The organism is Candidatus Dormiibacterota bacterium (genome assembly GCA_035544955.1).
Taxonomy (GTDB): domain Bacteria; phylum Chloroflexota; class Dormibacteria; order CF-121; family CF-121; genus CF-13.
In genome coordinates this window covers 1-20,512 of the sequence record DASZZN010000025.1, presented here as the reverse complement: position 1 = coordinate 20,512, position 20,512 = coordinate 1, and the positions used below count along the sequence as shown (strand labels likewise).

The window sequence follows — 20,512 nt, the reverse complement described above, 5'->3', positions numbered from 1 at the left end:
CTGGTCGGCGCCTACGGGTCGATGGTGGCACTCACGCTGGGCAATCCCGCGACGATCCTGTCCTTCATTGCCGTGTTTGCCGGTTTTGGATTACGTGTCGGTGCGGGCTGGCAGCCGGCCGTGGCACTGGTCGCCGGCGTCATGCTCGGATCCGCGCTGTGGTGGCTCGGGTTGACCGCCGCCGTGTCGGTCATTCGCCGGCGATTGACGCCAGGCATCACGCGCGGCATCGGCATCGTCGCCGGTCTGGCCTTGATTGGCTTCGGAACCGTGGCCGCGGCTAGATCTTTAGTTCGACCGGGATGATGGGCTGCTTGAGCAGTTCGGTGCCGCGCAGCACCTGCGCCTCCGCGGGGATGCCGACCGGCCAGTCGGTCAGGAAATGCTGGAGGTCCTCGACGTTCTTGATGGTGTGATTCGCCAGGCTCACCAGGACGTCTTCTTTCTTCAGACCCGCGCGCTGCGCCGGCCCATTCGCGTCGAGGTGGGCCACCCGGACGCCGCTGTCCTGATCGAGCTGGTAGTACCGGTTGACGCGGCGGTGGATCGGCCAGGTCTCACCGGTGACGCCGAGGTAAGAACGGACCACGTGGCCATCGCGAATCAGCACCGAGACGACCCGCTGCGCCGTGTTGCTCGGCACGGCAAAGCAGATGCCCTGCGCCATGGCGATGATCGCCGTGTTGATGCCGACCACCTGGCCGCGGGTATCAACCAGCGGTCCGCCCGAGTTGCCGGGGTTCAGCGCGGCATCCGTCTGGATGATGTTCTCGATGGTGCGGCCGCTCTGCGCCCGCATAGTGCGGCCGACGGCGCTGACGACACCGGTCGTCACCGTGGATTGATACCCGAAGGGGTGCCCGATGGCGACCACCAGCTGTCCGACCTTGAGCTGGCCGGAGTCGCCCAAACGTGCGTGGGGGAGACCGGCGCCCGACGCCCGCAGGACGGCGAGGTCGGTATGGGGATCTTTGCCGACGAGTTCCGCCTTCAAAGAGGACCCGTCACGCAGGGTGAGCTCGTAGGCTTTCACGGCACTCACGACATGGCTGTTGGTGAGGGCGTAGCCGTCGGGCGTGATCAACATCCCGGTGCCGACGCCGCTGACGCCGACCACGGCTGGGCCGACCGACTCGACGACCGAGATGACGGCCTTGGAGTAGCTGTCCAGAAGATCAACATCGGAGACCATTTCGTCGGTCGTACCCAACCCCGGCAGCGTTAAACAAGCGCTTATCATGGGCTGCGATGGAACCGCCGGATTTCATGAAGCGAATCATTGATTTCGACCGGTTCCTGGAGGGCGAGAACCGGGACAATTTCGACGCCGATGACGTCCGGCATTGGCGTGCCGTCTACACCGACCTGGTCGGGTTCAAGGAGGGTCTGCTCGGGGAGACACGCGAGCACATCCAGCAGGTTCCCGAGACAAAGAAGGAGTTGGCCGGGGTCGACATCCCGTTCCTCGAGGCGGAAATGAAGCGGCTCCGGCGCGGCCTGGAGTTCTGGCAGTCGCGCTAAGCGGCTCATTGGCTGGGTCCGAATGGCCCAATCCGGCGCCAGGCCGCGCCGCCGCAACGATCTTCGCAACGTAGCCGCCAGATCATCGAATCGGCGCCATGCGGCTTCCCATTCGTTACAAGATCATCCTGCCGTTCGCGGTGCTGCTGGTCTTCGTCGGTGTGATCGGCAGCGGCGTCGCGACGGCACGCTTGACCGATGCCGCGGCCGCGAAATTCGACGCCGACCTGCTGCACAGCAGCCTGCTGGCGAACCAATCCGTGGCGCAGGTGGAAGCTGCGCGCCTCGCGGACCTGCGTCTCGCCACCGACACCGTTGGCGTGGCGGAGTCGTTGGCCGCGAACGATATCGATGGCCTGACGCGGTTGCTGACGCCGATCGCGGGCAACGTCACCACCGCCAGCATCCAGCTCCGGGTGCTCGACGCCAATGGCAGGGAGGTTCTTCGCATCCAGGGTTCGCGGGGCAGTTCCGGACCGGTCGCGGTCACGAACCCTTCGGAGTTCGCCATGGAGCCCGCGGTCGTCAAGGTCCTGGCGGGCGAGCCCGACCCGGCAGCTGGCGACCGGCGGCTTTTTCTTTCCAGTCAGCCGTCCCCACCGATGCTCTACTGGACGGGAGCCGTGCGCACGTCCGGCCAGCGAATCGTTGGCGCGGTCCTGGTCGGCCAGTCGCTCGCCGAGATCGCCAGGGGAATCGACGGGTCGGCTTTCTACGACCGTTCTGGCACGTTGCTGGCGAGTGCGCTGGCGAGCCCGCCGATTGCCAGCGACGCGGTGCGGCGTCAGGTGACGGCGCAGGCGACGGTTCGGCCGACGATAGATGAGAGCCACCCGGGTCACGCCTACTGGGCGCTGTTCAGCACCTGGACGATGCGCGGCAGCCAGTTCGGATACCTGGCCGTGCAGGCCAACGCTGATTCGCTGTTGAGCGTCGTGAATCAGGTCCGCCTCATCCTGACGCTGGTCTTTACCGCGGCCGCCTTGCTGACGCTCCTGGTCGGCACGGCAACCGCGTCGCGACTGACCCGTCCCATCGAAGGGCTCGTGCGCTCGATGCGGGTGGTATCGGCGGGAAATCTCCAGCATCGGGCCAGCGTCACCTCCAAGGACGAGATCGGTTATCTCGCGCAGGCCTTCAACGAAATGACCGCCAGCCTCGAAGAAAAGACGATCGCGCTCGAGGAAACGGCCTTTGCGAGCATGGAGGCCCTGGCCCGGGCGATCGACGCGCGCGACCCCTCGACCTTCGGGCACTCCGCTCGCGTCGCCGCCGTGAGCATCGAAATCGCCGATGAGATGCAGCTACCGGTGAAGGAGCGCGAGTCGCTGCGCCGGGCGGCGCTGCTGCACGACATCGGCAAGATCGGCGTCCAGGACCGCGTGCTTCGCAAGCCCGGTCCGCTCAACGACGCCGAGATGGACGAAATGCGCGAGCATTCGCGGATCGGCCACGACATGCTCCAAGGGCTGCGCTTCCTGCGGCCGAGCTTGCCAGGCATTCTCCATCACCATGAGCGCTGGGACGGCGGCGGCTATCCGTCCGGGATTAGCGGAACCGAGATCCCGCTGCTCGTCCGGATCATCGCGGTGGCGGACGTCTTCGACGCCCTTACCTCCGATCGACCGTACCGGCAGGGGTTGAGCTTCGAGGCCGCGACCGCCGCGATCCGTCGCGACGCCGGGATGAAATTCGACCCCGACGTCGTCTCCGCGTTCATGGCGCGGCGCCCCGTCATCGAGGCGTTGCTTCGCAAGATGGGGAAGACCGTCTTGAGCGCGCAGCAGCCCGAGGCCGCATGAGGTCGCGCCTCGTTCGCATCGTGGGGGCCGTGGCCTTGCTCCCGCTCTTCGGGTTGGTGTTCTGGGTAGCGGCGACCGTGGCGTCGAGCATTCCCGGACTCGCCGCCCTCGCCGTCAACGTCCATGGGCTCGGCCTGGTCAGCTATGCGGCGGAGTCGCTGGAGCGGCCCGCGCCGCTGTCACTGCAGGTGCTCGACGACGCCGCTGGGGACGCGAGCGGCGCCGTCGCATCGCACGCAACCACGCCGGCTACCAGTGCGGCACCGACCGGTGCCCCGACGGCGTTACCAGTAGCGACGCCGATCCTCCCGCTCCCGACGCCGACCGCGGTGCCGCTGCCGACGCCCCCGCCGCTTCCGGTGCCAACGCCGACGCCGAAACCCGCGCCCACCCCAACGCCGACGCCGAGGCCGACGCCCACGGCCAGCCCGCTACCGCTGCCGCTTCCGCTGCCGGTTCCGATCCTGCCCTCGCTCCTGCCCGGCTTGCTGCAATGAAAGCCGCACGGCGCCGCCTCACCCGCCGCCTCGGCCTGCTCGCCCTGCTTCCGCTCCTCGGTCTTGTGTTCTGGACCGCGGCGACCATCGCCTCGAGCCTCCCCGGGCTGATGGTCGTCGCCGTCAACGTGCATGGGATCGGCGTCGCCAGTTACGCGGGCGATTCGCTCGAGCGCCCGGGCCCACTTTCGATCCAGGTCCTGCAGGACGTCCAGGGCGACGCGACTGCCAGCCGGACGCCCGCACCGACGGCGTCCTCGGCCCCGAACCCCGTGGCTCCCTCGCACGCGCCAGCGCCGACGCCGCTGCCAGTTCCCACTCAGCCCATCCCCACGCTAACAGCCACACCGACCTCCGCACCGGCCACGATCGGCGGACAGGTTCTGGATAGCCAGACGCTCCGGCCGATCGTCGCGGCGACGGTAGCCGTCAGTCCGGGCGGGAATTCAGCGCTGACCGACGCGAATGGGAACTTCACCATCGGCGTCAACGCCGGGAGCTACACGGTCACGGCCAGCGCCCTCAGCTACAACAAGGCGAGTCAGTCCGTGACGGTCGCGTTTGGCCAGAAAGCGACGGTCGGCTTCCGGCTGGTCAGCGTCGCGGCTTACGGCAGCCTCGTCGGGACGGTGACGAACAGCCTGAGCCGGGACCCAATCGCGGGCGCCACCGTCACGCTTTCCTCTCTTGGAATGATCCGCGTCACCGACACAAACGGCGACTTCTCATACGGGCTTGTCCTCAATGGAACCTATACGCTGACCGTCTCGGCGACCGGCTACGTAACGCAGCGTCGCCTCGTCACGATCAAGCCGGGTCAGACGACCACCGTTCAGATCGCTCTGGCCCACACCTAGCCCGCCCTCGCAGCGGGATGGAACGCGACCTCTTAACGGCCGACGACGTGCATCCGCCAGCCGCCGAGGTCGTCCGAATCGGGGTGATGGTGCATGTCGTCTCCCGCCGTGGCGCGGAGCAGCTCCTCGATGGCGCGCTGGCTCTTGATAAAAGCGGTGACGACTTCGGGATCGAAGTGCGTGGCGGAGCCTTTGAGGATTTCCGTCTTCGCGTAGTCGAAGGTGCGCGCCGCCCGATAGGGGCGGTCGGATGTCATGGCGTCGACCGCGTCGGCGACCGCCAGGATGCGGGCACCGAGCGGAATCTCATCCGCGCGTAGCTCATCGGGGTAGCCATTGCCGTCCCAACGCTCGTGATGGTGGCGGATCAGGGGGAGCACCGGGTCGAGGAAATCGATGCCCTTCAGCATGTCGACCCCGATCACGGGGTGCTTCTGCATTCGCATCGCTTCGTCGGGCTCGAGGCGGGCCTGCTTGCGGAGGATGGCATCCTCGATGCCGATCTTGCCGATGTCGTGCAGCACGCAGGCGCGGCGCAGCGCGCCGACCTCCGCCTCGGTACAGCCGAGTTCCTTCGCCATGATGGTGGCGTACTCCTCGACGCGTCGCGTGTGCCCATGCGTGTAGGGATCGCGGGCTTCGACCGCCGCCGCCAGCGCCTCGATCGTCATCAGGTACGTGTCCTGGAGTTGCGTCATCGTCGTTCTCAACGAGGCGCTCTTCTCTTTCAGGCTGCGCGTCATCTGGTTGAAGGAATCGGTGAGCTCGCCGATCTCGTCATGGGTCGTCACCGGCGCCTGGTGGTCCAGGTCGCCGGCGCTGACCAGCCGGGTCGCCTCTACCAGCCGGTGCACCGGGCGAGTGATGCGACGCGCCAGCCAGATACCGATGCCGAGCGTCAACAACACGCCGGCAAGGAAGAGCGTGACGAGAATGATCCGCAGCTGGTTCGAGTCGGCCAGCAAGCCCGCAGTGGAGGCGGTCGTCCCGACGTAGCCCAGGTTCGTCGTCCGTAGGGTCCACGGCGAGACGATCTCCGTGCCGGGGCCGCCAGCCATCCGGGAGAGCTCGACGACGCTGCTGGGACTGACACGAGCGCGCGTACTCGCGTCGAGGGCGAGCGTCGACCACTGACTCAGCGGGATGCTGAGGGACGTGCTCAGGATCTGGCCGTTGACGTCGTAGAAGGTGATGTCGTCATGGGGTAGCGACGCCTTTATCGCGCTGGCCCGATCGTCGAGATAGTCGCCAACGAGGATGGCGCCGATCAGATTGTTGGCCGCGTTGCGAACCGGCTGGCCGGTGTAGATGGCAGGCTTTGGCGCGGACGCCACCAGGTCAACCGTGGTCGCGCCGCCGCTCAGCATGTAGGAGAGGCCGGGCCAGCCGCTCAGGTCGTGGCTCTGGCTCACGGTGTCGGCGAGCGCGCCGTGGCCGACGACTCCAACGATCTCCCGTCCTGAGGTGTCGACCGCCTCGACGATGACGTTGGGGTGGATGGTGAGCGCTCGTTCCAGCCAGGCCTGCAGTGCTGGGGTTTTGTCCCAGTTCTGGCTGAGGCCAGACCCGCCGGCAAGGAGGCGAAGGATCGCTCGCCGGTCCGTATCGGCGGTGGTCACCATCGAGCTCGCCACGATGCCGTCGTGGACGAGCTGGGCATCGAACGCACCCTGGCTTCGGCTGCTCAGTTCGCCGGTGGCGGTCAGGGTGCCGACGGCGCCTATCGCCAGCGTGAGGGCGGCGAAGGGGAGCACGATCTTCAATGCCAGCCGATGGCTGAAGCGGGGCATGATGACGCGGCATGTAACGTTCGAGAGGTCGGGGAGCTTGTGCCGGCCTAGGCGCCCGGTTCGCCGAAGAAGGCCTTTGGGCTCGGGTCGAGGCGGACCTCGTACTCGGGAAAGTCCTGGGCGAGGCGGCGTCCATCGGCCGGGAAGATGTAGTCGAGCTTGACGTAGTGGCCCAGTTCCTGCGCCTGGCTGAGGAACGCGGTCGCCAGCAACATGCTGCTGAAGGCGGCCGTTCGCCTGGCGCCAGCGGGGCCGGTCTGGCTGAGCAATGGCATCCGCTCGGGATCGCGTCCGCCCTCGGATTCGACCACGATCACGAAGACACGCTCAGGTGGCGGTTGCGTCAAGGACTACCGAGCTTCGAGGTGAAGATCGATGATCGGGGCGGCATCCTGCCTGCCCAGGACGATCAGGTACGCGCCCTCAGCCGGCCCGATGGTCAGCGTCGACGAATGGTTGATAAAGTTCTGGTTTCCTCCAAGACGCCCCTGCGTGTAACCGGGCAGGACCTCCGGTGCCTTGTTTTTCGTGCCAAGCGAGCCGGCGATCGTCAGGTTGCTCGAGGTGAACGGAATGCGCACCGACGCACCCAGGCCGATCGCCGCATTGAAAAGACTTAAGACCAGCCCCGCCGTCAGGACCACCACGACGCTGGTGCAGCCACAGCCCCAGGTGCCACCCCGCCACGGACGGCTCCGCCCCTTCTCGCTCATGTGACCCCTCCTTCTGTGAGCATAACTGGTCGAAATCGCTGACGCGTCAGCTGCGCGTGAGGCGGTAGTTGAGGTGAACAACGCCGGAGCCGAAGCGCCGTTCGTCCAGCAGTTCGAGCTTCACACGGACATCGCGCGGGTAAGTAGGCTTGCCGCCTCCCACCACGATCGGAACGAGGAACACGTGGAGCTCGTCGACCAGCCCGGCCCTGATCGCCTGGGCGGCGAGGTCGGGACCGCCTACCGAGATATCACGTCGGGCTCGGGACTTCATCTGCTGAATGGCCTCGGGGTTGAAGTCTCGCTCGATCCGCGTTCTGGCGCTCGATGCTGTCGCCAGCGTCTTCGAGTACACGATCTTGTCGGCCGCCCGCCAGATCTCCGCGTAGTCCTTCGCGACGGGCAGGGAATCGGCGCCGCTGGGCGTGGTTTCCCAGTACCGCATCACCTCGTACATCCGGCGTCCGTAGAGGTGGGTGCCGACCCGCCGCTCGAGGTCGTTGACGAAGGCGTGCACTTCCTCGTCGGGCGCCGCCCAGTCGAAGTTGTCGTGCTCGTCCGCGGTGTAGCCGTCGAGCGAGGTGATCGCCGAGTAGATCAACTTGGCCATGATGAGCGTCTCTAACGAATAACGCGATAGTCGATGAGCAGATATCCAGTCGGTGAGATCTCGCTTCGGATCAATTCGAGCTGAATCGATGGCAAGCCGTCGAGGAGTCGTCGTCCGCGGCCGGCGATCATCGGCCCTATCACGAGGCTGAGTTCGTCGACAACGTCGGCGGCGAGCAGCGCCTGCGCGACCGAGATACTTCCGTGGACGCCGATGTCGCCGCCGGGCTGCCGCTTGAGATCCCGAACGAATTCGACCAGCCCGCCGTCGATCACCGTCGCGTTGGCCCAATCTTGGTCAAGGGGCGTCGATGTCGCGACATACTTCGTGACCCCGTTGATGAATGTCGCGAATGGCTCGATCTGGCTGCTCGGCCAGAACTGCGCCCACTCGGTGTAGCTACGGCGGCCGAGAATGACCGCGTCCTGTGTCGCGATCATAGCGGGGAGTTTGGCGTCCACCGCGTCGTCCCAGCCGAAGAAACTATCCGGGGCCTCGGCAACCCCGTCGAGGGACAACAACATACCTACGACGATCTTTCGCACGCCCTACACCTCCGATTGGTCTCGATGCTAGTAGTTGACTGATCAAGCCGCCGAAACTCATCGCTGCGGCGTGCAGGAGACCCCCTGAACCGTTATTTCCCAGGCTCTAAGGCATTTCTGCCGACCGCTCGGGTATCTGGTCAGTCGCAGCCCGCTTGGGGGAGCGCCGTGAACTGCAGCACGGCACCCGCGTAGCTGCGAAACACGCCGCGGTCCGCGTCGACGATTGTGAAGGTGCCGCCGACGTTGGTCGAGCGATCCTGTCCGTTGCCGTACGGTGGGCCAGTGACCCCCGGCAGCGTTTCCAGCGTGTGCCAGCGTCGCCCTGCGAAGTGCACGTCGCCGATTTGGTTTCCGCCGCTCATCACGCCTACGGCAAACGGGTACGGCGTGTTAAGCGTGCCCGGTACCTGGTCGACAAAGAGAACGCGATTGCCAGCGTGATCGACGAATGCGGCGACGTGTGGCGAGAGTAGCGTCATCGTCCCCGGAACCTCTGGCCGTCCCGGATCCATGACTGGCACGCGGGCCGGCTAGAGCTCGGCCAGGTAAAAGGTCCGCCCGGCGAAGAACGTCGTGAGGATGCCGCAGTGCGTGAACAGATTGAACGGCTGGGGCTGTGAGACGAACGGCTGGGGCCGTGAGATCGGCGCGGTCGCTGCGGCGGAGGGTTTGGCCGCCGTGGTGGCCGCTTCACTGCAACCGGCAATCAGCGCTGCCGCGACCGTTACGGCAAGCCCGGCCCTCACGATCTACTAGACGCCGCAATCAGCGAAAGGTTCCCTCCGGACCAAATGTATCTCTCGCAGTGATCAGGGAGCGGTCGGGCCAAATGTGTGCAGCTCGGTGGCTTTAGGGCGTCAGTCGCGTGTGCGCAGGGCGCTCCATCCGAGGACCCCGGTGACCCCTTCCAGCCGGTCTTTGATCGTCAGGCCATGCTTGTCGATCACATACTCGTACACGCCCTTGTCGTGGTTACTGGTTCGCATCTTGATGATGTTGAGCGCCCGACGAAGTTCGGAACCGATTTCGAGATAGCGGAGCAGGATCACGTTGTGGAAGAGGAACGACAATCCGCCGATCGGCTCCGTCATGGGACCAAGGGTGGTCGTTTCGCTGGTGATCACGACTGAGGCGCCGGCGGCGCGGATCCATCCCACCAGGCTGCGGGAATAGGCGGGGAAGCGGTCGGCCTCGCGAGCCGCAAACACCAACTCGGCCAGGCTGTCGATCACGACCCGGCGTAGCGAGCCCTTGGCCAGCTCCCGACGCACGGCCGCCGCGATGGTATCGAGGTCCAGCTCTCCGATGGGGACGTAGTGGATCGCCAGCTGCCCCGATTGCCAGGCGTTCGCCATGTCCCAACCGAAGCTGGCGGCCTTCTTGACGAGCTGGTCACCGGTTTCCTGGAAAGAGACAAGGAGGCAGCGCTCTCCCGCTTCCAGGCCCTCGGCGATGAAGCGCAGCCCGAGGATGGTCTTTCCCGCGCCAGACGGCCCCAGCACCACGGTGGCCTGCCCGACACTCATCCCGCCTCCCATCAACTCATCGAGTCGGGGAACGCCGCTGGCGACTCGCCCATCGGCGTCCACGGTGCCGTTTGGCGCTAGCGTCTCCAATCGGGGAAACACCTCGAAGCCCTTCTGCCGAATGCGAAACGAATGTTTGCCGACCAGGTGATCGCCACCGCGAAGCTTCACCACGCGCAGCCAGCGGCGGTCCACCGGCTCATGCGGCTCGTAGGCGAGCTGGACGATGCCGTCCGCCAGGGAGAACTCGACGCCACCCTCGATTTCCCGCGGTGTGTATTCACCCACCAGCAGCAGGACAGCGTCGGTGTGCGCGACGCGGCTCGCCAGGCTATAGAGCGCGGTCCGGAGCTCCTGCTCGCTGACGAAGTCGCGCAGTGCCTTGGCACTGTCGATCACCACGACGGCCGGCCGGGTCTCAAAGCACTTCCGCACCACCTCGGACACGACCGGCTCGAGCCCCTCCTGGCCCGCTTCCTGCACGAGCTCGCCCAGGTGGATGAAGTCCACGCTGCGGCCGAGCGCCGCCGGCGTGAAGAACTCGAACGGCTCCAGGTGCCGGACGAGCTTGGAGTGGGGCTCGGAGAGCGTGGTGTAGTAGAGGGCCTTGTGCTCGGGCGTGGCATTGGCGAAGCAGATCTGCTGCGCCAGGATGGTCTTCCCCGTACCCGGAGCCCCCGCGAGGATGACAAGCGAGCCCGGCTCGAACCCGCCGCCGAGAATCAGATCGAGGTCTGGAATCCCGGTTCGCACCCGTCCCATGTCAGCCTCCATCTTCCCGGATAAGGATGGCGGCGGCGTGCAAGAGCTCCCGCCGCGTGAAGGGTTTGCCTAAACGGGCATTGGCCGCGGTGGCCAGGCCGGAATTGCCGCTGACGACCAGGATCGGGAGCGACGCGGTCTTCGGATCGGACCGCAGGCGCTCGATGAGCTCGAGTCCGCCCATCGTCGGCATCATGACGTCCGTGATCACCAGTGCCGGCCGCCTGGCCTTGACGGACTTCAAGCCAGCCGCGCCATGGCGCGCCTCGGTGACCTGGTAGCCGGCGCCCTCCAAGATCAGCCGCATCATGAAACGGATATCCGGTTCGTCATCGACGATCAGAATCCTTGCCATCCGGGTTAGGGACCGGGTGTTCGCGTGGAGCCATCGGTTCTCGGCGGGGCTGAGCAGCGACCGCCCTTTGAGAGCGGGGCTGTGTGAGGTCGCGTCTGGGCCGACCCTACGAGGTACTGAAGGAGATTTGCTCCCTTGACCAGGCGGCTTTGATCTTCCCCGACGCTACCTACAACGGATCGCTGAAGACGTTACGTACGGGAGCCACTAGAATCGACGGCCGGTGGGCATCCTCTCGGTCGAGCACCTGATTCCACTCGCGCTCCTGGTCGCGGCGGCGGTGGTGCTGTGCGTCGCGGCCAGGCGCACTCCGGGGCCATGGATCAAGGCGGTTGGCGCGATCATCGCGCTCGTTCTGGTCATCGCCGAACTGAGCTGGCAGCCCTACGTCCTGGCGAATCACACGTGGTCCGTGGGTGCCAGCCTCCCGGTCCAGCTGTGCGACGTCGGTGGGTTCCTCGCTGCCGCGGCGCTCCTGTGGCGGCAGCTCTTGTTGGTTGAAGTCGCCTACTTCTGGGGATTGGGCGGCACGCTCCAGGCGGTGCTGACTCCAGACCTCGGGGACCAGCATTTTCCGAGCTTTCCCTACCTCCAGTTCTACGTGACCCACGACCTGGTCATCCTGGCTGCCCTCTTCCTGGTCATCGGGCTCGCCCTGTACCCGCGGCCCGGTGCGGTCCGACGGATTTTCCTGTTGACGCTCGCCTTCGCGGTCGTGGTGGGACTGCTCGATCTTGTGACGGGCGGCAACTACATGTACCTGCGGCAGGTGCCGGCGAGCGGCAGCCTCCTCAACTTGATGGGACCGTGGCCCTGGTACATCGCGGCCGGCGCGGCGCTGACGCTGGTCGTGCTGGCCATTCTGAACGCGCCGTTCCGTCTGTCTAGACTAGGTGGGCATGACGCCGGCTGAAGCACGCGACGCGTTCACGCGCCTGCTGCAGACGCCGGACACCGAACTTGACCTCGCTGAAGCGGCCCTCTTGATCGCCGCCGAGGAGTACGCGGATCTGCGTCCGGCGGTGTACCTCAATCAAATCGCCCGCATGGCGAGCGAGCTGAAGCAGCGGATCCGGGCTGAGGTCGAACCGCGCCGGGTGGTCGAGGTCGCAAACGCCTATCTGTTCGAGGAGATGCACTTCAAGGGAAATCGCCAGGAGTACTACGACCCGCGCAACAGCTTTCTCAACGAAGTGCTGGAGCGCCGGGTCGGGATCCCGATCACGCTGGCGGTGCTCTATGTCGCGGTAGGGGAGAGGGCCGGCTTGCCGGTACGAGGGGTTGGCATGCCAGGCCACTTCCTGGTGAAGTACGCCCCGGCCAGTAGTGGCGAGATCTTCATCGACGCCTTCAACGGACGCACGCTAACCCGCGAGGAATGCGCGAAGATGCTGAACGAGATGTACGGCGGTGAAGTCGAGATGCGGCCGGCCTTGCTCGAGCCTTCGACGAAGCGGCAGATCCTGTCACGGATCCTCAACAACCTGAAGAGCCTGTACCTGTCGCGTGGGGACCTGCCGCGGGCGCTCAGCGCCAGCGACCGGATCATGCTGGCCGATCCGCATCTCACCTCGGAATGGCGGGATCGCGGCATGATCCATTTCCAGATGCATCACGACAAAGAGGCCCTGACGGATTTCACCCGCTACCTCGCGGTGCGGCCGGAGCCGGAGGATGCGCCGCGAGTCAAACAGCTGAGAGGTCAGCTGATCAGCCGGGTCAATTAGTGTCGCGCATCGGACTCGTGATTCGAGAGGGGTTGGTCTTCGGCGTCATCGCTGGGGTCTTTGTGCTGCTAGTGCGCCTGGTGTCTGTCTACGCGACCCATGACTTGACGCCAACGATGTTCTCGAACTTCGTCACCTCCGCACTTGGCTTTCTGATCATCGGCGGTGCCGGTCGCAAACTGGCGGCAGTGACCAAGAGCACCAACCCCGCCTTGCAGATGGGTGCGATCGCCGGCGGGATCAGCGAGTTGTTCCATACCGTCGTCGCGGCCCTCCTCCTTACCTATCTGCCGGTGGGCCAGGCGGCATTCGACCGTCTCAGCCCGGCCGCGAAACGCGAGGCCACGGACACGGGCACCCAATTATTCAACCTGGGCCTCGACCTGGCAGTGGTGATTGTGTTCGGGGCGATGATCGCCTGGCTCGGCGCCTGGTCGTTGCTGACGTTCCGGCCGCCACGCGAACCCCAAGGTTAGCCGCGCCGGACGCGGGTAGAATAGACCCGATCGCGCTAGACGGGGAGCCAGCGGTGCCCTGTACCCGCAATCCGCTTTAGCGGGGTCGAACTCCCCTTTGAGGGGTGCGCTGTCCGGAGCGTGTTTCGTGCGACTGCGTTGATGGCCTGGTCCTGCGCGACCTGGTTCCGTGAACCCTGTCAGGTCCGGAAGGAAGCAGCAGTAAGCGGGGTGCCGGGGGCGCCGCAGCCCACCGGGCCTGAGTGGTCCGCGTTGCGTGCCCGGGCGGTGTTACAACGAGAAGGGGTGCGCGGTCACTAATTCCCTGCCCTGACTCTCTCCCGAGGGGCGAGATCCAGGCGGCGACCGATGAGTTTTCCGGCCTACGGGGTCTAAACAGCATGTCCACTTCATCACGCCTCATCGATAGGAGACTTGACATGCCGCTGGAGACCAAGAGTGATGGGAGATGGCTGGCGCTGTACATCCTGTGCGCCGGCTTCCTGATGATCGTCCTCGATATGACCATCGTCAACGTGGCGCTGCCGTCAATCAAGAACGACCTCGGCTTCTCGCAGGCCAGCCTTGCCTGGGTCGTCAATGCCTACCTGATCGCCTATGCCGGTGTCTTGCTGCTGGCCGGCCGGCTCGGCGATCTGCTTGGTCGCAAGCGAATCTTCCTGATCGGCCTTGTCGCGTTCACAGCCGCCTCGGTGCTCTGCGGGCTCTCGATGAGCCAGCCGATGCTGATTGCGGCGCGCTTCCTGCAGGGGATCGGTGGGGCCGTCAGCTCTGCCGTGATCCTGGGGATGGTCGTCACGATGTTCCCCGAGCCCGCGGAACGGGCTCGGGCGATCGGGGTCTTTAGTTTCGTCGCTTCCGCTGGGGCCTCGATCGGTCTGCTGGCTGGCGGCATGATCACCCAGGCCGTGAGCTGGCACTGGATCTTCTTTGTCAATCTGCCGATCGGCGTCGTGATCGCCGTGCTGGCCGCCCGGCTGCTCGAGGCCGACCGTGGGGTGGGGCTGGACCAGGGCGCCGACATCCTCGGCGCACTCCTCGTCACCGCAGGCTTGATGCTTGGCGTCTACACCATCGTGCAGTCGGCCGAGTATGGCCTGGTCTCAACGCATACCCTCGGGTTTGGTGGCGTCGCGGTGATCCTCATCCTCGCCTTCGTCGTTCGGCAGGCGAAGGTTCGCAATCCGCTCCTGCCGCTTCGACTGTTCCGGGTGCCGAACGTCTCAGCCTCCAACATCATCCAGGCCATCGGTGGCGTGGCGATGTTCGGGTTCTTCTTCATGAGCTCGCTCGACATGCAGCGCGTGCTCGGTTACGGCCCGCTGACGATTGGGCTTGCGTTCCTGCCGGTCTCCGTCGGGATGGGTGCGCTGTCGATCGGCGTCACCGCCAGGCTGATCATGCGGTTCGGCGCCCGCAACGTGTTGCTGGTTGGCTTCGGATTGATCAGCGTGGCTCTGCTGCTTGCCGCGCGCGGACCCGTCGCTGGCGAGTACCTGCGAGATTGGTTCCCGGTCTTGGCACTGCTCGGCATCGGCGGTGGCCTGGCGTTCCCGTCGCTGGCCGTGGTGGCGATGGCCGGGGCCTCGCCAAGCGATGCAGGACTCGCCTCGGGCCTGTTAAACACGACCGGTCAGGTGGGCGCTGCGCTCGGCCTCGCGGTGCTCGCCACGGTCTCGACGAATCGGACGAGCGAGTTAATCGCGCAGGGGCAGGCGACTGCCGCGGCGCTCAGCAACGGCTACCACCTGGCCTGGGCAATCGGTGCGGGGCTCGCCATCGCATCGATTGTGCTGGCAGTTACCCTGTTGAAGTCCGACATGGAACCATCTGCCGAGACCCCCGTGGACGACGAAGTACAGGAGGCGTGCGGCTGACCGGGATGCCGGACCCCCACCCTGCCCTCCCCCGCGAGCGGGGGAGGGAAAAATGGTCCGGGCTGGCGTTGATCGGCGTGTCGCTCGCAGGTGCCGCCGACGTTGCTGAGTTCCTCGTGACTCGAGCCGCGATGTTCACCGACGCGCCGGGTCGCGCAGCCGGCTCGGCGCTCGGCCTCGCGCTGTGGATCGGACTGCTCGGCGTGGCCACCGTGCGCTACGCGCGCGGCGAGCGACCCGGATCGCGCGCCGTCATGGTCGGGCTTGCCGGGCTCGTAGCCGCCGGCAACGTCGGGTTGACTGCGATCCACCTGAAAGCGGGCGTCGGTGGTTTGCGACCAGCAGCGGGTGGCGTTCTCGGAATTCTCGCGCTGGTGCTGGCGCTCGCGAGCCGGGCGCAGGTGGCTCAAGCCCGCCCAGCCGCCATCGATGAAGCCGGAGTTCAGTTATCGGCTCGCGGCCTCTGGCGTCCTCCTGGTCCGCTGGGGCGGACGCGAGGTGCGGCGATTGGCTGGATCCAACGCCAGGGCGCTGGCCGCGGAGCTCGCCGCCGCAACGCCAGGTGAGGCGCAGCGCCTTCTCGCGCGCGCGACAGGCAACTTCAAACGCGGCAACGAGAGGCAGGCGGCCGGCAGCTAAACGCCACTCTCACGCTCGCGAGGAGGTTGACGCCGGCAGATTGGAGGTCTACCGTCAGGTGCAGGCAGCCAAACGGCGAGGTTCCAGGAGGATGAGCGCCATGCCGGTCTATGAGTTCAATTGCACGAAGTGCAGCGAGCGATTCGAGGTGATGGGCAGTTATGCGGAGCGTGAGAAAGAACACGCCTGTCCGAAGTGTGGAAGCACCGAGGTGAAGCAGGCGATCTCGCTATTCTCCGCGGCGCCGCCTCGTTCGTACTAGGCGGCGCGTCGAGACACCGAACGCTTGAGCGCGGATTGGAACGCGGACGCGGCAGTGGCGGTCAGAATCCGATAGGGCGTCCAGCGATTGACCCGCTGTGGATTCAGGGTGGTTGTGAAGAGGAGGTAGGGTCCCTTCCCGGCAGCTAACGTTGCGAAGTCTGTCGATGGGATGAACCAGCACCACGGATACCATTCCGCCCGCTGCCGATCGTAGTGCTGGACCAGGATGTAGTGACGAGGGTTCGGGAAGAACGTCGCTCTATGGATGTTCGCCTGAATCAGGTGCGTGGCGTTGGTCGCGGCCGACCCGTGGATCGCGATCGACGCCCATCGTCCGCTCTCCTTCGAGAATGCGAGTCGATGGCGGCCAAAGTTGTCGGGAGCGGCCGCCAACAAGATCTCGTCTCCCGAGGCGGCCTCCAGGAAGGCGGCATCGAAGTGCCGCTCGAAGAAGGCGCCTGTCTCGATCGGGTTCGCGGAAACCCCTGCAATAGCTGATTTTGAAGGCAGGATGGACCAGCGCCGCGCAGCAGCCAGCTCTCGGACCGCAACCTGGTACTTTGCCGCTCGATCACGGGCGAGGCCGGAGCGATCCGCCGTGAAGAGCCAGCGCGGCCCTCGCCTCCGGCCGGGGCTTGCAGGGGTGCAAACTTCGGTGAGCTTTTCGCTTGGCACCAACCAGGCGGGATCAATCAGCTCGCGCGTCGGCAGATGGAAATCGACGAAGGTGAAATCGAGATTTGAATTCGGATGCAGCGCCAGCGTCGTGAAGCCAATTTCGACCTGGTTCTTCAGGTAGACGCTGGCCGGGCCCTTGATCTGGTCGAGCCGGTAGTCATAGGATCCCAGCGGGGCCCGCGCGCGGTCGTAGCCGCCCGTGTCGTGGAGCGGCACGTAGGTCTCCAGCTGGCCGGGCCAGGAGAGGATGTAGGCCTCATCGACCCGGTTCTCGATGATCCATCCGAGCTGGGCGTCGCCCGGTCGCCAGCTCCCGGCCTGCCGCACATGGGTAAATCGAAATTCAGGCTCCCACCCTGCCCTCCCCCAAAGGCGTAGGGACTGGGACGACCGCATTACGCTTGACGGATGAAGAAGCCAGGTCGCTGGAAACGGAGGGGCGGCTCCGCTTTTTCGCAGCTCAAGGAGGCCGTCCGCGATTGGGCGTCACCCGAAGCATGGCCCATACCGGTGCACGAAACAGAAGGCCGCGTCGAGCTCATGAGGGACACATCCGCCGCGCATTGGATCGAGCAGCGCCTATGGAAATGGGGCAAGCAGGGCGTTCCCGTGGGTTCCGTCGTTCCCGAGGGGTTCGAAGCCTATGCTCGGATCCTTCATCCGGCGCACAAGAGTCCGGTGGACGGGGGAAATGGAGAACGGGTGCGGTGGTCAACCGTCGCCGCCTGGACTGGGCGCGTCGCCCATCCACAGATGCAGTTCGAGCGGATCGCGAACCTGACCGAGTTTGAGTTCCCCCTGTGGGGCTCGCCACCGATGCAGGGGGTGCTGCCGCGCGAGGAGTGTGAGCGGGTCGCCGGTCTGCTTCGGTCGTCCACATCTACGCCAGTCCGCTGCTGGTTTTGCATCTGGGATGGCTATGGTTTTCTCGACCCGAAACGATATTCAGGCATCCCGAGAGTTCGGGCAGAGAACCGTGATTACCTTCTGTATCGCGGGCCGATCGACGCCGTGACGGGTTTCTCTTGGGGAACACCGCAGGAAAGTCCGAACCTCTGGTGGCCTGATGACCAGGCTTGGTGTGTGGCGACCGACATCGATCTCGCGGACACTTACGTCGGCGGTAGCGAGGACTGCATCAGCCGGATCCTGGGCGATGCGGAGATCGAGGCGTTCCGCGCGACCCTCGATGCTCGAGTCGACATCGGCGGCGACACGATTAACCGCTGAGACGGGGTTGCCTTGCTGCCGCTTGCTCTCCCGAACCCGGGAGGAGCAAGTTACGAGGCCGAGGCTCCCTCGAGGGCCGGGGCAGGGGAGAGGAGGTTAGCAGCGTGGGCGCCGCTCGTGGGCGGAAGGCGAAGGACAAAGGTGCTGCCCTTGCCGAGCTCGCTGAACTCGAGCTTGAGTGAGCCACCGTGCCGTTCGGCGAGCTCGCGGCTGATGAAGAGACCCAGCCCGGTACCCGGCTGCGGACCGAGGCCAGGATCGTCGATCCGGAAGAAGCGCTCGAAGATCTTGTCCTGCTTGTCGCGCGCGATGCCGACGCCGCGGTCCTCGATGATCAGGGCCGGGTCGCCATCGGCGATGACGGTCAGCTTGACCCACGGTCGTCCGGCGCTGTAGGTCAGCGCATTGTTGATGAGGTTATCGATGATGCGCGCCAGCTGCTCCCGGTCCGCCGTAACCGCTACCGGCTCGTCTGGCTCGCTGTACGCGATCTCCGCCCGGAGCAGGGTGGCACGGGCCTCGGCGCGGCCGATCGCCTGACGAGCCATCTCGCGGAGATCGAGCGTCCTGGCGTCGGTTGGCACCGTGCCGCCCTCGATACGCGCGGCGGTCAGGAGGTCGTCGACGATGCTGTTCAGCTCGGTCGCCTTGCCCATCAGGACGCGCAGCGGTTGCTCGGCTTTCTGCGGCGGAATGCTGCCGTCCTGCAACATCGAGAGATAGCCGGTGATGACGGATAGGGGAGTCCGGAGCTCGTGCGCGGCCATGCTAAGGAAGGCGCTCTTGCTCTTGCTCGCCTCCTGGGCCTCGGCGAAGAGGATCTGCGACTGCTTGAGCAGCTCTTCGGTGCGCATGTTGGCCTCGATGGTGTTGAGGACGACCCCGATGCCGTCGGTCAGCTGATCGAGGAAGTCGAGGTGTGTCTCGCTGAATGGCCCGACGGAGGCCAGCTCGATCACGGCCTTGATCCGGCCTTCGAAGAGCACCGGCAGCACGACGATGCTATGCGGCGGGGCTTCGCCCAATCCTGAGCGAATGCCGATGTACCCGGACGGAACAGTCGTGAGCAGGATGCGGCGCGCATCCCGGGCGCATTGGCCGACCAGCCCCTCACCCCAGCGGAACGCCTTGCCCGCGGTTTCATTCGCGCTGACGGCGTAGCCGGCCGTCATTCGAAGCACCGGCTCCTCGCCTTCGCGGTTCTCGACGATATAGAAGGCACCGTATTGAGCCGAGACCAACGGCGCGGCCTCGGTCAGGATGAGGTCGGCGACCGTGCGCAGGTCCCGTTGACCCTGCAGCATGGTCGTGTGCTTCGCGATGTTCGTCTTGAGCCAGTCCTGCTCCCGATTTTTCTCCGTCGTCTCTTTCAGGTTGCGGATCATCTCGTTGATCTTGTCGCTGAGGAGGGCCACCTCACCGCTGGCCTCCACGCGGATCGATCGGGTGAGATCTCCCTCGGTGACCGCGGTCGTCACCTCGGCGATGGCGCGCACCTGGCCGGTGAGGTTGGCGGCCAGCTGATTGACGTTGTCGGTGAGGTCCTTCCAGGTGCCCGCCGCGCCCGGGACGCTCGCCTGCCCGCCCAGCTCACCCTCGACACCGACTTTTCGGGCCACGGTGGTGACCTGCTCGGCGAAGGTCGCCAGCGTGTCGGTCATTTCGTTGATGGTGTCGGCGAGCGCGGCGATCTCACCCTTCGCTTCGAAGACGACTTTGCGGCGCAGGTCGCCGTTGGCGACCGCGGTCACGACGCGGGCGATGCCGCGCACCTGGTCGGTGAGGTTACCGGCCATCAGGTTCACGCTGTCGGTCAGGTCTTTCCAGGTGCCGGCGACGCCCTTGACCTGGGCCTGGCCGCCCAGCTTGCCCTCGGTACCGACCTCGCGCGCGACGCGGGTGACCTCCGAGGCGAAGGCGTTGAGCTGATCGACCATGACGTTGATGGTGTCCTTCAGCTCGAGGATCTCGCCTTTGACCTCGACTGTGATCTTCTTGGAGAGGTCGCCCTTTTGTACGGCGGAGGTGACGTCGGCGATGTTGCGCACCTGGGTCGTGAGGTTGGCGGCGAGCTGGTTCACGTTGTCGGTGAGGTCTCTCCAGGTGCCGGAGGCGCCCAGGACGTAAGCCTGGCCGCCCAGCCGGCCCTCGGTACCGACCTCGCGCGCCACACGGGTGACTTCCGAGGCGAAGGCGTTGAGCTGGTCGACCATGCCGTTGATGGTGTTCTTCAGATCGAGGATCTCGCCCCGGACGTCGACCGTGATCTTCTTCGAGAGGTCCCCGTTCGCGACCGCGGTCGTCACTTCGGCGATGTTGCGCACGTGGGCGGTGAGGTTACCCGCCATGAAGTTGACGTTGTCCGTGAGGTCTTTCCAGGTCCCGGAGACGCCGGGAACGTCGGCCTGCCCGCCGAGCTTGCCCTCGGTGCCTACCTCGCGCGCCACGCGCGTCACCTCGGACGCGAAGGACCGGAGCTGATCGACCATCGTGTTGATGGTGTCCTTCAGCTCGAGGATCTCGCCGCGGACGTCGACCGTGATCTTCTTGGAGAGATCGCCGTTGGCGACGGCCGTGGTCACGGCGGCGATGTTGCGCACCTGCGCCGTCAGGTTCGACGCCATGGCGTTGACCGAGTCG

24 protein-coding genes and 1 other RNA gene are annotated in these 20,512 nt (G+C 65.7%); 13 read left to right on the top strand and 12 right to left on the bottom strand.

Features of this window, described 5'->3' with window-relative positions; genetic code table 11:
* Positions 1–306, top strand: a 306-nt coding sequence (locus VHK65_08870; protein HVS06264.1) for a LysE family transporter, incomplete at its 5' end; no start/stop codon positions are given.
* Here the strand turns inward: VHK65_08870 and VHK65_08865 are convergent.
* Positions 281–1,192 carry a trypsin-like peptidase domain-containing protein gene (locus tag VHK65_08865; GenBank protein HVS06263.1) on the bottom strand — a complete coding sequence of 304 codons (912 nt, stop codon included), beginning with the start codon at positions 1,190–1,192 and terminating at the stop codon, positions 281–283. The genes VHK65_08870 and VHK65_08865 overlap by 26 nt on opposite strands.
* A gap of 56 nt (positions 1,193–1,248) precedes the next feature.
* Here VHK65_08865 and VHK65_08860 point away from each other — a divergent pair, with 56 nt between their 5' ends.
* The 4 genes from VHK65_08860 to VHK65_08845 all read left to right on the top strand — a co-directional run bounded on the left by VHK65_08860 (position 1,249) and on the right by VHK65_08845 (position 4,677).
* On the top strand, positions 1,249–1,521 hold the full coding sequence (locus VHK65_08860; GenBank protein ID HVS06262.1) for a hypothetical protein: 273 nt from the start codon (positions 1,249–1,251) through the stop codon (positions 1,519–1,521).
* Positions 1,522–1,619: 98 nt separating this feature from the next.
* Entirely contained in the window at positions 1,620–3,323 is a 1,704-nt protein-coding gene (locus VHK65_08855) for an HD domain-containing phosphohydrolase (protein HVS06261.1), read from the top strand.
* A complete protein-coding gene (locus tag VHK65_08850) occupies positions 3,320–3,820 on the top strand; it encodes a hypothetical protein (GenBank protein ID HVS06260.1) in 501 nt (166 codons plus the stop codon). Before VHK65_08855 ends, VHK65_08850 begins: the two co-directional genes overlap by 4 nt.
* On the top strand, positions 3,817–4,677 hold the full coding sequence (locus tag VHK65_08845; GenBank protein ID HVS06259.1) for a carboxypeptidase regulatory-like domain-containing protein: 861 nt from the start codon (positions 3,817–3,819) through the stop codon (positions 4,675–4,677). Before VHK65_08850 ends, VHK65_08845 begins: the two co-directional genes overlap by 4 nt.
* 32 nt (positions 4,678–4,709) lie before the next feature.
* On the opposite strand, the gene VHK65_08840 is transcribed toward VHK65_08845, so the two are convergent.
* The 9 genes from VHK65_08840 to VHK65_08800 form a co-directional block, all read right to left on the bottom strand.
* Positions 4,710–6,467, bottom strand: a complete 1,758-nt coding sequence (locus VHK65_08840) for an HD domain-containing phosphohydrolase (GenBank protein ID HVS06258.1) — start codon at positions 6,465–6,467, stop codon at positions 4,710–4,712.
* Positions 6,468–6,514: 47 nt separating this feature from the next.
* Entirely contained in the window at positions 6,515–6,814 is a 300-nt protein-coding gene (locus VHK65_08835; protein HVS06257.1) for a hypothetical protein, read from the bottom strand.
* A 3-nt stretch (positions 6,815–6,817) separates the two neighbouring features.
* Positions 6,818–7,180, bottom strand: a complete 363-nt coding sequence (locus VHK65_08830; GenBank protein HVS06256.1) for a hypothetical protein — start codon at positions 7,178–7,180, stop codon at positions 6,818–6,820.
* A gap of 46 nt (positions 7,181–7,226) precedes the next feature.
* Positions 7,227–7,790, bottom strand: coding sequence for a dihydrofolate reductase family protein (locus VHK65_08825; GenBank protein HVS06255.1), 564 nt, complete (start codon positions 7,788–7,790; stop codon positions 7,227–7,229).
* 11 nt (positions 7,791–7,801) lie between these two features.
* Entirely contained in the window at positions 7,802–8,335 is a 534-nt protein-coding gene (locus VHK65_08820) for a dihydrofolate reductase family protein (GenBank protein HVS06254.1), read from the bottom strand.
* A 140-nt stretch (positions 8,336–8,475) separates the two neighbouring features.
* Positions 8,476–8,817, bottom strand: coding sequence for a hypothetical protein (locus VHK65_08815; GenBank protein HVS06253.1), 342 nt, complete (start codon positions 8,815–8,817; stop codon positions 8,476–8,478).
* 51 nt (positions 8,818–8,868) lie between these two features.
* Positions 8,869–9,084 (bottom strand): hypothetical protein, encoded by a 216-nt coding sequence (locus VHK65_08810; protein HVS06252.1) that lies wholly within the window; start codon positions 9,082–9,084, stop codon positions 8,869–8,871.
* Between the two features lie 111 nt (positions 9,085–9,195).
* Positions 9,196–10,626, bottom strand: a complete 1,431-nt coding sequence (locus VHK65_08805) for an ATPase domain-containing protein (protein ID HVS06251.1) — start codon at positions 10,624–10,626, stop codon at positions 9,196–9,198.
* Between the two features lies 1 nt (position 10,627).
* Positions 10,628–10,981 carry a response regulator gene (locus tag VHK65_08800; protein HVS06250.1) on the bottom strand — a complete coding sequence of 118 codons (354 nt, stop codon included), beginning with the start codon at positions 10,979–10,981 and terminating at the stop codon, positions 10,628–10,630.
* Positions 10,982–11,204: 223 nt separating this feature from the next.
* Here VHK65_08800 and VHK65_08795 point away from each other — a divergent pair, with 223 nt between their 5' ends.
* From VHK65_08795 to VHK65_08765, 7 genes are all read left to right on the top strand, one after another.
* Positions 11,205–11,894 carry a TIGR02206 family membrane protein gene (locus VHK65_08795; GenBank protein HVS06249.1) on the top strand — a complete coding sequence of 230 codons (690 nt, stop codon included), beginning with the start codon at positions 11,205–11,207 and terminating at the stop codon, positions 11,892–11,894.
* Entirely contained in the window at positions 11,881–12,708 is an 828-nt protein-coding gene (locus VHK65_08790) for a tetratricopeptide repeat protein (protein HVS06248.1), read from the top strand. Before VHK65_08795 ends, VHK65_08790 begins: the two co-directional genes overlap by 14 nt.
* The gene (locus VHK65_08785; protein ID HVS06247.1) at positions 12,708–13,184 is read left to right on the top strand and encodes a hypothetical protein; all 477 of its coding nucleotides are present in this window, start codon (positions 12,708–12,710) and stop codon (positions 13,182–13,184) included. Before VHK65_08790 ends, VHK65_08785 begins: the two co-directional genes overlap by 1 nt.
* 30 nt (positions 13,185–13,214) lie before the next feature.
* Positions 13,215–13,477, top strand: an RNA gene (ffs, locus tag VHK65_08780) — signal recognition particle sRNA large type.
* A gap of 126 nt (positions 13,478–13,603) precedes the next feature.
* Positions 13,604–15,061 carry an MFS transporter gene (locus VHK65_08775; GenBank protein HVS06246.1) on the top strand — a complete coding sequence of 486 codons (1,458 nt, stop codon included), beginning with the start codon at positions 13,604–13,606 and terminating at the stop codon, positions 15,059–15,061.
* 5 nt (positions 15,062–15,066) lie between these two features.
* Entirely contained in the window at positions 15,067–15,627 is a 561-nt protein-coding gene (locus tag VHK65_08770) for a hypothetical protein (GenBank protein ID HVS06245.1), read from the top strand.
* Between the two features lie 164 nt (positions 15,628–15,791).
* Positions 15,792–15,962 (top strand): zinc ribbon domain-containing protein, encoded by a 171-nt coding sequence (locus VHK65_08765; GenBank protein HVS06244.1) that lies wholly within the window; start codon positions 15,792–15,794, stop codon positions 15,960–15,962.
* Here the strand turns inward: VHK65_08765 and VHK65_08760 are convergent.
* Positions 15,959–16,969: a hypothetical protein gene (locus VHK65_08760; protein ID HVS06243.1), complete on the bottom strand. Its 1,011-nt coding sequence runs from the start codon at positions 16,967–16,969 to the stop codon at positions 15,959–15,961. The two genes, VHK65_08765 and VHK65_08760, sit on opposite strands and share 4 nt — an antisense overlap.
* A 213-nt stretch (positions 16,970–17,182) precedes the next feature.
* Between VHK65_08760 and VHK65_08755 the strand changes: the two genes are divergently transcribed.
* A complete protein-coding gene (locus VHK65_08755) occupies positions 17,183–17,872 on the top strand; it encodes a hypothetical protein (protein ID HVS06242.1) in 690 nt (229 codons plus the stop codon).
* 50 nt (positions 17,873–17,922) lie between these two features.
* On the opposite strand, the gene VHK65_08750 is transcribed toward VHK65_08755, so the two are convergent.
* Positions 17,923–20,512 (bottom strand): HAMP domain-containing protein (locus tag VHK65_08750; protein ID HVS06241.1); only part of this gene is annotated, 2,590 nt, incomplete at its 5' end.

Bases quoted from the DNA above. Each gene is read 5' to 3' on its own strand.
- VHK65_08860 (HVS06262.1), top strand. From the start codon at position 1,249: ATGGAACCGCCGGATTTCATGAAGCGAATCATTGATTTCGACCGGTTC.
- VHK65_08800 (HVS06250.1), bottom strand. From the start codon at position 10,981: ATGGCAAGGATTCTGATCGTCGATGACGAACCGGATATCCGTTTCATG.
- VHK65_08765 (HVS06244.1), top strand. From the start codon at position 15,792: ATGAGCGCCATGCCGGTCTATGAGTTCAATTGCACGAAGTGCAGCGAG.
- VHK65_08840 (HVS06258.1), bottom strand. From the start codon at position 6,467: ATGCCCCGCTTCAGCCATCGGCTGGCATTGAAGATCGTGCTCCCCTTC.
- VHK65_08850 (HVS06260.1), top strand. From the start codon at position 3,320: ATGAGGTCGCGCCTCGTTCGCATCGTGGGGGCCGTGGCCTTGCTCCCG.
- VHK65_08755 (HVS06242.1), top strand. From the start codon at position 17,183: ATGAGGGACACATCCGCCGCGCATTGGATCGAGCAGCGCCTATGGAAA.
- VHK65_08815 (HVS06253.1), bottom strand. From the start codon at position 8,817: ATGACGCTACTCTCGCCACACGTCGCCGCATTCGTCGATCACGCTGGC.
- VHK65_08825 (HVS06255.1), bottom strand. From the start codon at position 7,790: ATGGCCAAGTTGATCTACTCGGCGATCACCTCGCTCGACGGCTACACC.
- VHK65_08855 (HVS06261.1), top strand. From the start codon at position 1,620: ATGCGGCTTCCCATTCGTTACAAGATCATCCTGCCGTTCGCGGTGCTG.
- VHK65_08805 (HVS06251.1), bottom strand. From the start codon at position 10,626: ATGGGACGGGTGCGAACCGGGATTCCAGACCTCGATCTGATTCTCGGC.
- VHK65_08865 (HVS06263.1), bottom strand. From the start codon at position 1,192: ATGGTCTCCGATGTTGATCTTCTGGACAGCTACTCCAAGGCCGTCATC.
- VHK65_08830 (HVS06256.1), bottom strand. From the start codon at position 7,180: ATGAGCGAGAAGGGGCGGAGCCGTCCGTGGCGGGGTGGCACCTGGGGC.
- VHK65_08845 (HVS06259.1), top strand. From the start codon at position 3,817: ATGAAAGCCGCACGGCGCCGCCTCACCCGCCGCCTCGGCCTGCTCGCC.
- VHK65_08770 (HVS06245.1), top strand. From the start codon at position 15,067: ATGCCGGACCCCCACCCTGCCCTCCCCCGCGAGCGGGGGAGGGAAAAA.
- VHK65_08775 (HVS06246.1), top strand. From the start codon at position 13,604: ATGCCGCTGGAGACCAAGAGTGATGGGAGATGGCTGGCGCTGTACATC.
- VHK65_08790 (HVS06248.1), top strand. From the start codon at position 11,881: ATGACGCCGGCTGAAGCACGCGACGCGTTCACGCGCCTGCTGCAGACG.